Below are 13,992 nucleotides of genomic sequence, written 5' to 3' on the forward strand. Positions count from 1 at the left end.
CCTTTCCGATCACTCGTCGACGGCCTTGCGGTTCGACCGCAGGTAGATGAGCGCGAACACGAGCGAGAGCAGGATCAGGATGTTGCTGAAGGCGGCGCCGACACCGAACTCGAAGTCGATGAACGACGTCTGGTAGGCGCGGATCGCGATGGTCTGCGTCGCGTTCGCCGGGCCTCCGCCGGTGAGGCCGAGGATCACGTCGAGCACCTTGAGCGTGTACACGACGCCGAGCACCAGGACGACGCTCATCACGGGCCGCAGGTTCGGCAGCGTGATGTGCCAGAACGCCTTCCAGCCCGTCGCGCCGTCCAGCGAGGCCGCCTCGTACAGCTCCTCCGGGATGTCCTGCAGCCCGCCGTACAGCAGCGTGACGTTGAAGGGGATGCCGACCCAGATGTTGACGAGGATCACGGCGATGAGCGCCACGTCGGGGCTCGTCAGCCACGGCACCGCTCCGACGCCGACGGCTCCCAGGGCCTGGTTCAGGATGCCGCTGTCCTGATCCAGGATCGCGCGCCAGGTGGCGCTCGAGACGATCAGCGGCAGCAGCCAGGGAAGCAGCAGCATCGCCCGCAGGAAGCCGCTGAGCGGGAACCGGCGGCGGAAGAAGACCGCCAGTCCCATGCCGATCACGAACTGCCCGACCAGCGAGCCGAGCGTGAACAGCAGCGTGTTCGCCATCGCGGGCCAGAACAGCCCGCTGGTGACGGCGGTCACGTAGTTCTGCAGCCCCACCCAGGGCGCCTCGCCCGTGAAGAAGGTCTTGGTCGTGTAGTCCTGGAACCCCATCAGCACGTTCTTCACGACGGGATAGCCGAAGAACAGCAGGATGTAGATCGCGGCGGGCACCACGAACAGCGCCTTCACGACGTCCTCGCGACGCATGCGACGTCGCCGCGAGGGCAGCACCATCGTCATCGACGTCAACCGCGCGCGGCCTGCTCGAGCGCGTCCGCCGGCTCCGCCTCGCCCGTGATCGCGAGCTGCACCGCGTTGTAGATCACCGTCGCGACGGTGGGCCATTCCTCGCCGAGCTTGCCGGTGCGCGAGCGCGCGTCGACGACCTGCTGCGTGAAGGCCTCCATGGAGGGCACCTTCTCGACGTAGTCCTCCACGAGCGCGGTCCGCGTGGGCACCATGAAGCGCGCCTCCGCGATCGCCATCGAGTTCTCCTCGTTCGTCATGCACCCGATGAACTCGGCCGCCTTCGACTGGCGTGCCTCGTCGCCCGTCTCGGGCACCGTGAGCACCTCGCCGCCGAGGGGCGCCACGGGCGTCTGGCCGTCCTCGTTGACGGGCACGAGCACGGAGCCCCACTCGAAGTCCGTGTCGGCGAGCGCGGGGATCTGCCAGGGGCCGTTGACCATCATCGCCGCCTTGCCGGCGACGAACTGATCCTTCACGTCGGCCTGCGACCAGTTCACGACGCCCTCCGAGGCGGAGCCCTCCTGGACGAGGTCGACCCACAGCTGCAGCGCCTCGGCGACCTCCGGCGTCTGCAGATCCGTCTCGTCGCCGCCGTTCGTCCACATGAAGGGAAGGAACTGCCAGGCCCCCTCGTACGTCGCGATCGCGGAGAACGCGACGCCGTACCGGTCGCCCTCGGTGAGCGCGGCGGACGCCGTCTTCAGGTCCTCCCACGTCTGGGGCGGCTCGATGCCGGCCTCGTCGAGCAGCGTCTTGTTGTAGAAGATGCCGAGCGTGTTGACCGCGGGAGCGAGGCCGTAGACCTCGTCCTCGTAGGTGGCGGCGTCGAGGATGCCCTGCGCGAAGCCCGCGGTGTCGACGTCGAAGCGGCTGAGGGGCGCGAGGCCGCCGGTCGCGGCGATCTCCTGCACGTCCGGGTTGTCGAGCATCAGCACGTCGGGAAGCGTGCGGGAGGACGAACGCTGCAGCACCTTCTGGATGAGGTCCTTGCCGGGCACGGTCTCACGCTCGACGGTGACCTCGAGCTGCTCCGCACAGCGGTCGATCGCCTCCTGCATGATCGTCTTGTCGGGCTCGTTGTTCCAGTAGTCGAGCATCGTCAGGGTGTCGACGTCGCCGCCGCCGGCGGCTCCTCCCCCGGTTCCGCCGCCCGCGCACGAGGCGAGCGCGAGGGGAAGCGCGGCGAGCGCGGCGGTGGTCGCGATGGCGCGAGAACGGCGCATGATGACTCCTTCGTCAGGGTGCGTGATCCGGTTCGGAGCGTTTCCCCGCGACGCTCTCCGCCTGCGAGGTTAAACGCTTAAACTGCGATGGCTGGAAGTCTGCACGGCACCCGCCCGCCGTGTCAACACCCCGGGACCGATCCCGCCGCACGGCGGCCGTACGATGCAGCGAGGAGGAGCCATGGTGACGATGCGCGATGTCGCGGCACGCGCGGGCGTGTCGGTCGCGACGGTGTCCTTCGTCGTGAACGGCAGCAAGCCCGTGCGCGCCGACACCCGCGAGCGCGTCGAGGAGGCGATGCGCTCGCTCGGATTCCGGCGCAACCCGGTGGGTGCGGCACTCGCCCGTCGCGGCCACACGCGCATCGTCGCGCTGCTCTACCCGGCACTCGAGCGACCCCTGACGCCCACCGCCGTGGCGTTCTTCACGAGCGCGTCGCGTCGGGCGCGCGAGCGCGGGTACGACCTGGTGATGTGGCCGATCGGCAACGACGCCGAGCAGGTCGACGTCCTCGCCCGCACGGGCCTCGTCGACGGCGTGCTGCTCATGGAGGTGCAGCTCGACGACCCTCGCGTCGACGCCCTCCGCGCGGCGGACGTGCCGTTCGCCCTGATCGGACGCACGGCGGATCCGGACGGGCTCGCGTTCGTCGACATCGACTTCCCCGCCTCGGTGCTCGAGGCCCTTGATCGGCTCCGCACGCTCGGCCACTCCCGCATCGCCTTCGTCGCGGGCAGCGAGCCCGGCTACCACCATGCCGCGCGCACGCGCGCCGAGGTCGCCTACCAGGACGCGATGCGGGCGCACGGCGTCGAGCCCACCGTGATCCACATCTCGGAGGAGCCGATCGCCGGGCGCGCGCTCGGGGCGGCGTTCGCCGTCGACCATCCCGACACGACCGCCGTCGTGCTGCTGAACGAGCACGCGGCCGCCGGCTTCCTGATCGGCCTCGCCGGCGCCGGCACGGCCGTGCCGCACGACCTCAGCGTCATCTCGATGGGCACCTCGGCGTACATGGCCGGCATGGGCGAGCCGCGGCTGACCTACATGCGCGCCCCCGGCCCCGAGCTCGGCGAATGGGGCCTCGACGCGCTGCTCGAGCGCATCCTGTCGCCGGATGAGGCGCCGCAGCAGCGCCTGCTCGCGTGCGAGTTCGTGCCCGGGGACACGGTCGAGCGCGTGCTGACGAACCGCTGATCGGGGCTCGGCGGACCGGCGAGCCCGCCGAGACGCACCCGGCCGATCCGGTTCAGCGGATCGCGACGGCCGTGCCCGACACGGTGATCCCGCCGTGGGCGGGGATGTCGACGAGCAGGATGCTCGGGCGCCCGACGTGCGCGCCCTGCTGCACGACGATCCGGCTCGGCGCCTGCGCACCGAGCACGTCCCGGACGTAGGCGCCGAGCGCTGCGGCGGCGGACCCGGTGGCCGGGTCCTCCGTGATCTCGCCCACGGGGAACAGGTTGCGCGCCTCGACGGCGTCCGGCGCGTCGCCGAACCGCACGACCGTCACCGTCCCCGCCCAGCCCGCGCGATCCATGAGCGCCCGCACGGCCGCCGGATCGAACGAGAACCCGTCGAACAGCGCGCGTCCGCGGATCGCCACGATGGGGTGCGCGTTGCCGGCGAAGGCCTCGCGCAGCGGCCAGCGGGCGTCGAGGTCCTCGCGCGCGACGCCGATCAGCTCCAGGAGCTCGTCCGCCACGCCGGGGTCGAGCGCGCGCACGGACGGCTCCACGCTCGTGAACGACGCGAGCGGGGTCTCCTCGCCCGGCTCGGTGCCGATCACGACCTCGCCGACCGGCGTCGCGAAGCGGAACGCGCCGGTGCCGCGCCGCTCGGCGAGGGCCACCGCGAGCGCGATCGTCGCGTGCCCGCAGAACGGCACCTCGGCGGTCGGCGAGAAGTACCGCACCGCGACGTGGCGCTCGTCGCCGCCGAGCCGCGGGTCGATCGCGAAGGCCGTCTCGGAGTACCCGACGGCGGCGGCGATCCGCTGCATGCCCGCATCGTCGAGGTCGCGCGCATCGAGCACCACGCCCGCCGGGTTGCCGCCCGCGGGGGTGGCGGCGAAGGCCGTGAGCCGCAGGATCTCGGGGTCGGCGGTCGCGGTGTGCGTCATGCGTTCATTCTCCGCGCTCGCCCGGCCCGGAGATCCGCTTCTGCTAGACATGGCCGGGTGATGAGTGAGACGACGCGGTTCCACATCGAGATCGGCACGCGCAATGCCAGCCCGGACGGCGCCGAGAAGGCGGCCCGCTTCGCGGCCGAGAGCGGCTTCGGCGGCCTCCAGCTGACCGAGACGCAGCACGATCCGTTCATCGGCTGCGCGCTCGCGGCGCGCGAGGCGGCGCGCGCGGGACGGCCGATCCGGGTGTCCACCGCGATCGCGGTGGCCTTCGCGCGCAACCCCATGACGGTCGCGATGGCCGCCAACGACGTGCAGCTCGCGGCCGAGGGGCGCTTCGCGCTCGGTCTCGGCTCGCAGGTGCAGGCGCACATCGAGAAGCGCTTCTCCATGCCGTGGTCGGCGCCCGCGCCGCGCATGCGCGAGTTCGTCGGCGCCGTGCGTGCGATCTGGCGCACCTGGGAGACCGGCGAGCGGCTGAACTTCCGCGGCGAGCACTACACGCACGCGCTGATGTCGCCCGTGTTCGACCCGGGCCCCAACCCGCACGGCTACCCGCCGATCTGGCTCGCGGGCGTCGGCGCCGCCATGACCCGCCTGGTGGGCGAGGTCGCCGATGGCTTCGTGGCGCACGCCTTCACGACGCGCGAGTACCTCATGGAGGTCAGCGTCCCGGCGCTCGCGAAGGGCCGCGAGCGCTCCGAGCTCGCCGCGCCCGTGGAGCTCATCGCCCTGCCCTTCGTGATCGCGGGGCGGGACGCGGCCGCGCGCGCCGCGCAGGAGGCCGCCGTCCGGCAGCAGATCGCGTTCTACGGCTCGACGCCCGCCTACCGGGGCGTGATGGAGCTGCACGGCTGGACCGAGACCGCCGACCGGATGCACGACGCGTCGCGCCGCGGCGAGTGGCGCGAGATGGCCGCCCTCGTCGACGACGACATGCTCGACGCCTTCGCGGTCGCGGGCACGCCCGCCGAGGTGCGCGACCGGCTCGCCGACCGCTTCGCGGGGCTCGCCTCCACGGTGTGCATCAACGCCCCCGAGACCGCGGACCCGGCCGACGTCGCGGCGCTCGCCGGCTGAACGGACACTTCTGCCCATCCTCCGCCCGCTGAGCGGGAGGAACGGCGGCGCCCACATAGACTCGGGACCACTCATGCCCGAGTCGAGGAGGACCCCGATGAGCACCAAGACCACGCCCGAGACCGAGGCGCCCCGCTGGCGGGTGATCGGTCCCGGCCTCGTCGTCGCCGCGACCGGCGTCGGATCCGCGGACATGGTCGCGACCCTCGTGGCGGGATCCAACTACGGCTACATGCTGCTGTGGGCCGTCGTGCTCGGCGTGATCCTCAAGATCGTGCTCGTCGAGGGCGCGGGACGCTACACGGTCGCCACGGGCAGGACCATCTTCGAGGGGTGGCGCACGCTCGGCCGCTGGCCGACCTGGTATTTCGCGCCGTACATCGTGATCTGGGGCTTCGTCTACGCCGCGTCCGCGATGAGCTCGACTGCGCTGCCGATCGCGGCACTGTTCCCCGAGGGCAGCTTCGGAGCGCAGGTGTGGCCCTGGGCGATCGGCACCGGCATCGCGGCCTTCCTCATGATCTGGTTCAGCCGGTACCGGATCTTCGAGCGGATCAGCGCCGCGCTCGTCGGCCTGATGTTCGTCACCATCGTGATCCTGGCGATCATCGCGGCCCCGAACTTCCTCGAGACGATCTCGGGCCTCGTCCCGATGATCCCGAGGGCGGCGTGTTCAACACGCTCGCGCTGGCCGGCGGCGTCGGCGGCACCATCACGCTCGCGGCCTACGGCTACTGGCTGCGCGAGAAGGGATGGGACAAGCCGAAGTTCCTGCGGGTCATGCGCATCGACAACACCGCCGCGTACATCATGACGGGCATCTTCGTCATCGCGATGCTCATCGTCGGTGCCGAGGTGGTGCGCGCCGCCGGGGTGTCGCTCGCCGCCGGCGACCAGGGTCTGCTCGAGCTCGACGGCGTGCTGCGCGAGCGCTACGGCGACTTCATCGGCGTGTGGTTCCTCGTCGGCTTCTGGGCCGCGGGCTTCTCGTCCGTGCTCGGCGTCTGGAACGGCGTCTCGCTGATGTTCGCCGACTTCATGGGCAACGTCACGGGCAAGGGCTCGGCACACCCCGACTCGCAGGCCGGCGGCAAGTGGTTCAAGGTCTACCTCGTGTGGCTGACCTTCCCGCCGATGCTGCTGCTCCTGCTCGACCAGCCGATCTTCCTGGTGCTGCTGTACGGCTTCCTCGGCGCACTGTTCATGCCGTTCCTCGCCCTGACGCTGCTGCCGATCCTGAACACCGATCGCGTGCCGCGCGAGTACCGCAACAAGTGGTACCTCAACGTGGCCCTCGGCATCACGGCGCTGCTGTTCGTGGTGCTGGGCGTGTACCAGGCGGTGCAGGCGATCGGGAAGGCGTTCGGCTGGGCCTGAGCCGGCCGTCGACTCGCGGGCCCTCGGCGATGCGCCGGGGGCCCGCGGCGTCTCCCGGCGGAGGATGATCGCATGTCGCTGAGGTCGTCGATTCCGTCGGGTGACGTCGCCGTGCCGGATCGCGTGCGTGCCCTGGCGGGGAACGCCGTGCCGGTGCCCGTCTGGCGCAATGAGATCGGCGGTCTGACGTTCCGCGTCGGCGCGCTGTACGTCAAGTGGGGCCCGCGGAACCTCGAGACGTCGATGGCCGAGGAGGCCGAACGGCTCGCGTGGGCGGCACGCTGGACGCCCGTGCCCGAGGTACGCGATCACGGCGAGACGGACACCGAGGAGTGGCTCGTGACGTCCGCGCTCGAGGGCGAGTCGGCCGTCGCGCCCGCATGGGTCGCCCGGCCCGACGTGGCCGTGCGCGCGATCGCGGCGGGGCTCCGCGCGCTGCACGATGCGTTGCCGGTCGAGGAGTGCCCGTACGACTGGTCGGTGCCGACGCGGCTGGCCCGCGCCGCGGCGCGCGGCATCGAGGTGCCCGCCGAGCTGCGGGACCCGCCTGTCGTCGACCGGCTCGTGGTGTGCCACGGCGACGCGTGCTCGCCCAACACGCTGCTCGGCCCGGACGGCCGTTGGATCGCTCATGTCGACCTCGGCGCGCTCGGCACGGCCGACCGCTGGGCCGACATCGCGGTCGCGACGATGAGCCTCGGGTGGAACTACGGCCCCGGCTGGGACACGACGTTCCTCGACGCGTACGGGATCGATCCGGATCCGGTCCGCACGGCGTACTACCGCGCGCTCTGGAACGCCACCTGATCCTGCGGGAGGATCGACGCATGGCGAGGATCGTGCAGGCGGTGCGGGCGGCCATCGCACCGCTCACGCGCACGCGCGTCTTCCGCACGGTCGGGCCCGTCGTCCTCCCGGCGGCGGAGCGGGCCCTGCGCATCGCGACCGGTGGGCGCACGCAGGTGTCCGGCCTGCTCGTGCCGTCGCTGACGCTGCACACCGTCGGCGCGCGCACCGGCGGCTTCCGCGCGAGTGAGCTGATGTACACGCCCGACGGCCAGGGATCCGCCCTCGTCGCGGGCACGAATTTCGCGCGCGGGCGGCACCCCGCCTGGACGCACAACCTGCTCGCGCACCCGGAGGCCGAGATCACGGTGCGCGGCCGGCGCTACGCGGTGATCGCCGAGCGGATCGACACGGATCCGGAGGCGCGCGAGGCCGCCTGGGAGCGGATCCAGCAGCAGTGGCCCGGCTATCGCGGCTACGAGCGCGACTCGGGCCGTCAGGTGCGGCTGTTCCGCCTGCGGCTGGTGCGCGAGCTGGAGTGACGCGCGGGCTGCGCTTCGGGTTGGGATCCGCTGCGGCTGCGGGTTCTTCGTCGTCAGCGGGGGCCCGGTTCGCTCCTTCGTCGCTCACCCCCTACTGACGACGAAGAACCCTCCGCCTCGCTGTGCCGCGCGCCTGTCGGCCACCCCTGGTTGCGGCGAGGATGAAGTCAGAGACCGAGGATCCAGGTCCAGGTGCCGGCCCACATGGCCGTCGCCATGGCGGCCGCGGCGATCAGCGCTGTGATCGCGACGATCACGGCATCCGCCGCGGTCAGCCGCGACACGCGCGCCCACGTGCGGCGGCCGGAGGCGCCGAAGCCGCGCGCCTCCATGGCGGTCGCGAGCTTGGTGCCGCGGCGGATCGCCAGCACGAACAGCGCGAACGTCTGCCCGGCGAGCCGGCGGATCCGCCCCCTGTCGGCCACGCCGCGCGCACGTCGCGCGTCGCCGAGCTCTCGCCAGTCGCCGATCAGCAGTCCGACGAGCCGCAGGGCGGCGAGCGCGCCGAGCACGAAGCGCGCCGGTACCCGCGCGAGCTGGGCGAGCGCGTCGGCCAGGTCGGTCGGATCCGTCGTGGCGAACAGCACGACGCTCGGCAGCGCGATCGCCATGACGCGCAGCAGGATCGCCAGTGCGAGGGCGATGGATCCGTCGCTGATGCGCAGCAGTCCCCACTCGACGTGCATCTGCCCATCCGGACGTCCGTAGAGCAGGGTGCCCACGGCGGCAATTCCCGCCGCGAGCACGATCGGCCACAGCCGCGGCCACAGCTGCCGCCACGGCAGGCGCGCGAACGGCAGCATGAGCGCCGTCAGCGCGAGCGCCACGCCCGCCGACACCGCATCGATCGAGAGGATCAGCGCCACGCCGAGCACGAGCGTCGCGGCGAGCTTCGCGAGCGCGTTCACCTTGGACAGCGGGCTGTGCCGCGCGTCGATCACCACGAGGCTCATGAGCTCACCTCGGCGCGCGGGGACCCGAGGCGCAGGATGTCGTCCGCCAGCGCGTCAACGAGGGGACGGTCGTGCGTGACGCAGACCACCGCCGCTCCCTGCGCGCGGACGTCGTCGAGCAGCGCCGCGAGCTCTCGCCAGGTGCGCGCGTCCTGCCCGTACGTCGGCTCGTCGAGCACGAGCATGCGCGGCCGGGTGGCGAGCATCGCGGCGACCGTGAGCCGGCGCTTCTCCCCGCCCGAGAGCGTGAACGGATTGACCCCCGCCAGGTGCGCCAGCCCGAGCCGCTCCAGCAGCGGCTCGATGCGCGCCGCCACCGCCGTGTCGTCGAGCCCGAGAGCACGAGGACCGACCGCGAGTTCGTCCCGCACCGTGGCGGTCAGCAGCTGGTGCTCGGGCGACTGGAAGACCGTGCCGATGCGCGTGAGCAGGTCGCGCGACGACCACGCGAGGGGCGCATCGCCGGCCGCGGGCGCGCGGCCGCGGCGCCGGCGGGCCGACGGCTCGCCCGACCCGGCGAGCGCGGCGGTCGCCGCGAGGGTCCCCCGCAGGGGCGGAAGCAGCCCCGCGACCGTGAGCGCCAGCGTCGACTTTCCCGCGCCGTTGGGGCCCGTGATCGCCAGCAGGCGTCCGCTCCGCACGGTCGCGTCCACGTCCGAGGCCGCGAGCACGGCGTCCGCCCCGCCCGATCGACGGCGTCCGACGCCGAGCCCGTCGGCGATCAGCAGGTCCTCGGACGCCGCAGAGACGGGTGTGCGGGGCACGCTCGGAGGGACGCCCGGCACCCACACCCCGGCCGCGGTGAGGGACTCGGCATGACCGCGGAACACCTCGTCGGGACGGCCGTCGGCGACGACGGCGCCCCCGGCTCCGAGCACCACGACGCGGTCGACGTGCGGCGCCCAGGCGTCCACGCGGTGCTCGACGACCACGAGCGTGGTGCCGGAGGCGGCCACGGAGCGGATCACCGCGTCGCGCACCTCCTCCACGCCGTCGGGGTCGAGGTTCGCGGTGGGCTCGTCGAGCAGCAGCAGCCCCGGTCGCATGGCGAGCGCGCCCGCGAGCGCGAGGCGCTGCTTCTGTCCGCCGGACAGGGCCGACGTCGACCGGTCGAGCGCGACGTCGAGGCCGACCGCGGCGAGCGCGGCCGGCACGCGCCGCCAGATCTCCTCGCGCGGGACCCCGAGGTTCTCGCACCCGAACGCCACGTCGTCGCCCACGCGCGCGAGCACGACCTGCGCATCCGGATCCTGCAGCACGAGCCCGGCGCGACCGCGGGCGTGCGCGGCGGGGATGCCGTCGATCACCAGCTCGCCCTCGGGCTCGCCGTCCTCCTCGTCGCCGAGCACGCCCGCGAGGCCGCGCAGCAGGGTCGACTTGCCGGATCCGCTCGCACCGAGCAGCAGCACGCGCTCGCCGGGCTCGAGGCGCAGATCCACTCCGCCCACCGCCCAGCGCGACCGTCCCGCGTGGCGCCACCCCCAGCCGCGCGCCTCCACGCGCGCGGGGGCGACGTCCGCGGCTGTCACGCTTCGGATGCGGCGCTTCGCGCGCGGAACTCCCGCCCGGCGGCGAACCGGTCGAGCGCGCCCGTCGCGGCGAGGGCGCGCACGATCACCCACGACAGGACGCCCGCGATGACGACGCCCGAGACCACCGCGGACCCGAAGTAGACCGCGCGGGCCTCGACGGCGAGGGCCGCGACCGACGAGAAGTTCGTGTCGAGCACCGCGACCGCGATGCCGGCGAAGGCACCCGACAGCAGCGCGCCGAGCAGGCGCCAGTTCGCGTACAGCAGCACCGCGAAGCCGAGTTCCGCGGCGACGCCCTGCACGAGGCCCCACACGAGCGTGAGGAACGCCCACTGCGTGCCGAGCGCCATCGAGACGACCGCCGCGACGACCTCGGTGAACAGCGCGGCGCCGGGCTTACGGATCACAAGGCCGCCGAGCACGCCGGCGAACAGCCAGCCGCCCGCGAGCAGGCCGGACAGGCCGGGCGTGAAGGCGAGCAGGCTGTCGAGCCCGGGCCAGGCGAGGCCCCAGAGCCAGAAGACGACGCCGGCGGCGACGCCGATGACGCTCGCCACGACGATGTCGACGACGCGCCACGTGTAGCGGCGGCTCGTCCTCGCGCTCGGGGCGACGGAGCGGTGGGTGGACGTGTTCATCTCTCTCCTCCCTGCGCCGGCATGATCCGGATCAGGTTCGACGGTCGAAGCGCGGGTCGCTTCCTCTCAGCCCGGCTCGCCGGACTCCCGTGGGTGTGAGGAGATTCTAGGCCGGATCCGGCGCGCGCGCCGACCAGAGGATCTACGGGATCTCTCGGGGAACGGCGGGTACCGTAATCGGGTGGCGATCGACGAACTCCCCCCTCGCGACGCTCTCGATCCGAGCGCGTCCGGCGACGCGGCGTCCGCGACGCCCGTCCGCGCCGCGTCACACGTGACCGCGGATGCGTCCGAGGACGCCCTCGAGCCCACGCAGGCGTTCGACGTCGCCGCCCTGATCGCGCTCGAGAAGGGCGCCGTCCGTCGCGCGATGTCGGCCGAGGAGCTCGAGTCCCTGCCGATGCCGGGCGGCCGGCGCGAGCGCCGCGAGACTGCCGCCGTCGCGCAGGCCCTCGGGCTCGCGGTCCCGGCCGCCGACGACGAGAAGCCGGCGCCGGCTGCGCCGGCCGAGCCCACCACGGCGGCGCTCGCCTGGGTCGACCCCGCCACTCTGTCGACCCCCGTCGCCGCGGACACGCCGCGCGTGTCGGCCCAGGTTCCCGCGGCGGCGGATCTGCTGCCCCCGCGCCGCGACCGCCGCGCGGGCCTGATCGCCGCCCCGCTGATCACCGCGGGCGCATTGGCGCTCGCGTACGTGGGCGGGTGCGCGCTGTGGCCGCTCGACAGCGTGGCGCCAACCGTCTCCGCGGCCACCGTGACGCCGAACCCCGGACATCCGCTCGGCGTGACCTGGCCCACCGAGGGCACCGCCGCCGTCGGCGCGGAGGGCCTCGGGACGATCGCCGCGCTCGATGCCGAGACCGTGCCGATGGCCAGCATCGCCAAGCTCGTCACGGTGATGATGATCCTCGAGAAGGCGCCGCTCGCCGTCGGCGAGGACGGCCCGTCCTACTCCTTCACGGCGGAAGACAACGCGCTGTACTGGCAGTACCGCTACGCGAACGAGTCGGCCCTGGATGTGCCGATCGACGGCACCCTCACCCAGCGGCAGATGATCGAGGGCATCCTGATCGGATCCGCCAACAACTACATCGACCGTCTCACGACCGAGCTCTGGGGCTCGAAGGACGCGTTCGTGCTCGCGGTGCCCGAGTGGCTGCAGGCGCATGGGCTGACGGGGATCACGATGGTCGACCCGAGCGGCATCTCCCCGCAGAACACCGCCACCCCGGCGGCGCTCGTGAAGCTCGCGAGCGTGTCCCTGGCCGATCCGGTCATCTCGGAGATCGTGGCGATGCCGGAGATCGAGCTGCCGGGCGCCGGCAGGGTCGAGAACACCAACCCGCTGCTGGGCGAGCCCGGCGTCGTCGGCATCAAGACCGGAACGCTGCTCGAGGGCTGGCAGGAGCAGTGGAACCTGCTCACGGCGAAGGACATCACGATCGACCAGACGACCGTGCGCGTCTACGCCGCCGTGCTCGGACAGTCGAACGCAGAGCTGCGCGAGAGCGTGAGCCGCGGTCTTCTCGATCAGGTCGAGAAGTCGCTGCAGCCCGGTCCGTCCGTCGCGGCGGGCACGACGGTCGCGACCGTCACCACCGAGTGGGGCGAGGACGCGGAGGTCGTCACGACGAGCGACGCCTCCGTGGTGCTGTGGGACCGCGGCACCGCGGCGATCGAGAGCGAGTACGACATCGAGGTGAGCCTGCTGGACGGTGCGGAGGTCGGCGAGCTGACCGCCACCGGCCCGTTCGACACCGCGAGCGTCCCGCTGGCGATCGAGGGCGATGTCACCGGACCGGATCTCGGCTGGCGCCTCACCCACCCGCTGGACCTTTTCGGGCTGCAGTAGCGCCGCGCGACGCGCTGCACCGATCCTGAGATCCGCACCGATCCGGACGAATCCGCGGCCGGAGATCCGGATGCGTGCAGATCTCCGGATCCGTGCCGTCGCCGATCCGTCTCAGCGGCGGACGAGGTGCAAGCCCTGCGCGATGGCGGTGAGGATCAGCTCCTCGACCGTGGCCCAGTCGTCGAGGATCTGCCAGTGCCCGATCCGAATGACGTGGTAGCCCATGAGCCGAAGTCGCGCGTCGTGCTCGTTGTCGATGAGGCGCTGGGCATCCACGTGGTGCCCGCCATCGATCTGGATGACGAGCCGATCACCGATGAGCAGGTCGACGTGATGCCCCGCGAGTGAGGCCTGGCGCCGCATCGGCAGCTTCGTCCAGCGCAGGCGTGAGGAGACGATCGTCTCGCCGCCCGCGTCCGCGAACGGCTTCGCATCCCGGAGCAGACGTCGCGCATCCGGCGGCAGCGCGAGCCCGCGGAGCGTGTCGACGTCGACGAGCTGCTGGCGTATCGCGGACTCCCACGCGGCAAGGCCGTGCTCGTACGGCTGGCACGTCGCCGCGATCACGAGCGCGTTCACGAGCCGGTCCTCGAGCGCGTCGGGGGCGCGCGGCACGGTGGGAACGGCCCAGTGCACGTGCGCCGCGGTGCGCGCGGCCAGGGTGCCCTTCGGGTGGATGGCGACGTGTGGCGCGGGCACCGGCAGCGTCCAGACGCCGCGCCGCCGGAGCAGCGTCACGCAGCTCAGCACCACGCCGGCCTCGGCCGCCCTGCGGAGATCGGCGTCCGCCGTCGGCAGCGCGAGCCATCCGATCCTCACGCGCTCCACCGCCCCGCACGCGATCGCTGCCGAGAGGCGATGACGCGTCACGCCCCGCTTCATCAGCGTCTGGAAGCGTGCGACACCACCCAGCTGCACCAGTACGGTCACGGGATCCATGCCGCGAGCATGCC

Annotated in this window: 12 protein-coding genes, 1 pseudogene and 1 riboswitch; of the genes and pseudogenes, 6 read left to right on the forward strand and 7 right to left on the reverse strand. The window is 72.6% G+C overall.

All coding sequences use genetic code 11. From position 1 onward, the window contains the following. Nucleotides 1-9: 9 nt before the first annotated feature. Nucleotides 10-918 (reverse strand): carbohydrate ABC transporter permease, encoded by a 909-nt coding sequence (locus BJP60_RS14510; protein ID WP_203136582.1) that lies wholly within the window; start codon nucleotides 916-918, stop codon nucleotides 10-12. Nucleotides 919-923: 5 nt separating this feature from the next. Beyond that, nucleotides 924-2,150 carry a sugar ABC transporter substrate-binding protein gene (locus tag BJP60_RS14515; RefSeq protein ID WP_203136583.1) on the reverse strand — a complete coding sequence of 409 codons (1,227 nt, stop codon included), beginning with the start codon at nucleotides 2,148-2,150 and terminating at the stop codon, nucleotides 924-926. A 181-nt stretch (nucleotides 2,151-2,331) separates the two neighbouring features. Between BJP60_RS14515 and BJP60_RS14520 the strand changes: the two genes are divergently transcribed. Then, entirely contained in the window at nucleotides 2,332-3,348 is a 1,017-nt protein-coding gene (locus tag BJP60_RS14520) for a LacI family DNA-binding transcriptional regulator (protein ID WP_203136584.1), read from the forward strand. A 52-nt stretch (nucleotides 3,349-3,400) separates the two neighbouring features. Here BJP60_RS14520 and BJP60_RS14525 read toward each other — a convergent pair whose 3' ends face one another. After that, entirely contained in the window at nucleotides 3,401-4,273 is an 873-nt protein-coding gene (locus tag BJP60_RS14525) for a PhzF family phenazine biosynthesis protein (protein ID WP_203136585.1), read from the reverse strand. A gap of 60 nt (nucleotides 4,274-4,333) precedes the next feature. Here BJP60_RS14525 and BJP60_RS14530 point away from each other — a divergent pair, with 60 nt between their 5' ends. From BJP60_RS14530 to BJP60_RS14545, 4 genes and pseudogenes are all read left to right on the forward strand, one after another. Continuing rightward, on the forward strand, nucleotides 4,334-5,359 hold the full coding sequence (locus tag BJP60_RS14530) for a TIGR03617 family F420-dependent LLM class oxidoreductase (RefSeq protein ID WP_203136586.1): 1,026 nt from the start codon (nucleotides 4,334-4,336) through the stop codon (nucleotides 5,357-5,359). 73 nt (nucleotides 5,360-5,432) lie between these two features. Then, nucleotides 5,433-6,736: pseudogene (locus BJP60_RS14535) on the forward strand (Nramp family divalent metal transporter). 72 nt (nucleotides 6,737-6,808) lie between these two features. Then, nucleotides 6,809-7,543: an aminoglycoside 3'-phosphotransferase gene (locus BJP60_RS14540; protein ID WP_203136587.1), complete on the forward strand. Its 735-nt coding sequence runs from the start codon at nucleotides 6,809-6,811 to the stop codon at nucleotides 7,541-7,543. 20 nt (nucleotides 7,544-7,563) lie between these two features. After that, on the forward strand, nucleotides 7,564-8,064 hold the full coding sequence (locus BJP60_RS14545) for a nitroreductase family deazaflavin-dependent oxidoreductase (RefSeq protein ID WP_203136596.1): 501 nt from the start codon (nucleotides 7,564-7,566) through the stop codon (nucleotides 8,062-8,064). 167 nt (nucleotides 8,065-8,231) lie between these two features. On the opposite strand, the gene BJP60_RS14550 is transcribed toward BJP60_RS14545, so the two are convergent. From BJP60_RS14550 to BJP60_RS14560, 3 genes are all read right to left on the reverse strand, one after another. Then, nucleotides 8,232-9,017, reverse strand: coding sequence for an energy-coupling factor transporter transmembrane component T family protein (locus BJP60_RS14550; RefSeq protein ID WP_203136598.1), 786 nt, complete (start codon nucleotides 9,015-9,017; stop codon nucleotides 8,232-8,234). After that, nucleotides 9,014-10,546 (reverse strand): ABC transporter ATP-binding protein, encoded by a 1,533-nt coding sequence (locus BJP60_RS14555; protein WP_238439459.1) that lies wholly within the window; start codon nucleotides 10,544-10,546, stop codon nucleotides 9,014-9,016. The genes BJP60_RS14550 and BJP60_RS14555 overlap by 4 nt, the downstream gene beginning before the upstream one ends. Then, nucleotides 10,543-11,187 carry an ECF transporter S component gene (locus BJP60_RS14560; RefSeq protein ID WP_203136600.1) on the reverse strand — a complete coding sequence of 215 codons (645 nt, stop codon included), beginning with the start codon at nucleotides 11,185-11,187 and terminating at the stop codon, nucleotides 10,543-10,545. The genes BJP60_RS14555 and BJP60_RS14560 overlap by 4 nt, the downstream gene beginning before the upstream one ends. Beyond that, a riboswitch (TPP riboswitch) is annotated at nucleotides 11,178-11,288 on the reverse strand. (Overlaps the previous gene by 10 nt.) 80 nt (nucleotides 11,289-11,368) lie before the next feature. On the opposite strand from BJP60_RS14560, the gene BJP60_RS14565 reads away from it, so the two are divergent. Continuing rightward, nucleotides 11,369-13,039 (forward strand): D-alanyl-D-alanine carboxypeptidase family protein, encoded by a 1,671-nt coding sequence (locus tag BJP60_RS14565; protein ID WP_203136601.1) that lies wholly within the window; start codon nucleotides 11,369-11,371, stop codon nucleotides 13,037-13,039. Nucleotides 13,040-13,150: 111 nt separating this feature from the next. On the opposite strand, the gene BJP60_RS14570 is transcribed toward BJP60_RS14565, so the two are convergent. After that, a complete protein-coding gene (locus BJP60_RS14570) occupies nucleotides 13,151-13,978 on the reverse strand; it encodes an endonuclease domain-containing protein (protein WP_203136602.1) in 828 nt (275 codons plus the stop codon). Between the last annotated feature and the right edge of the window lie 14 nt (nucleotides 13,979-13,992).

This window comes from Microbacterium sp. JZ31 (assembly GCF_016805985.1).
Lineage (GTDB): Bacteria > Actinomycetota > Actinomycetes > Actinomycetales > Microbacteriaceae > Microbacterium.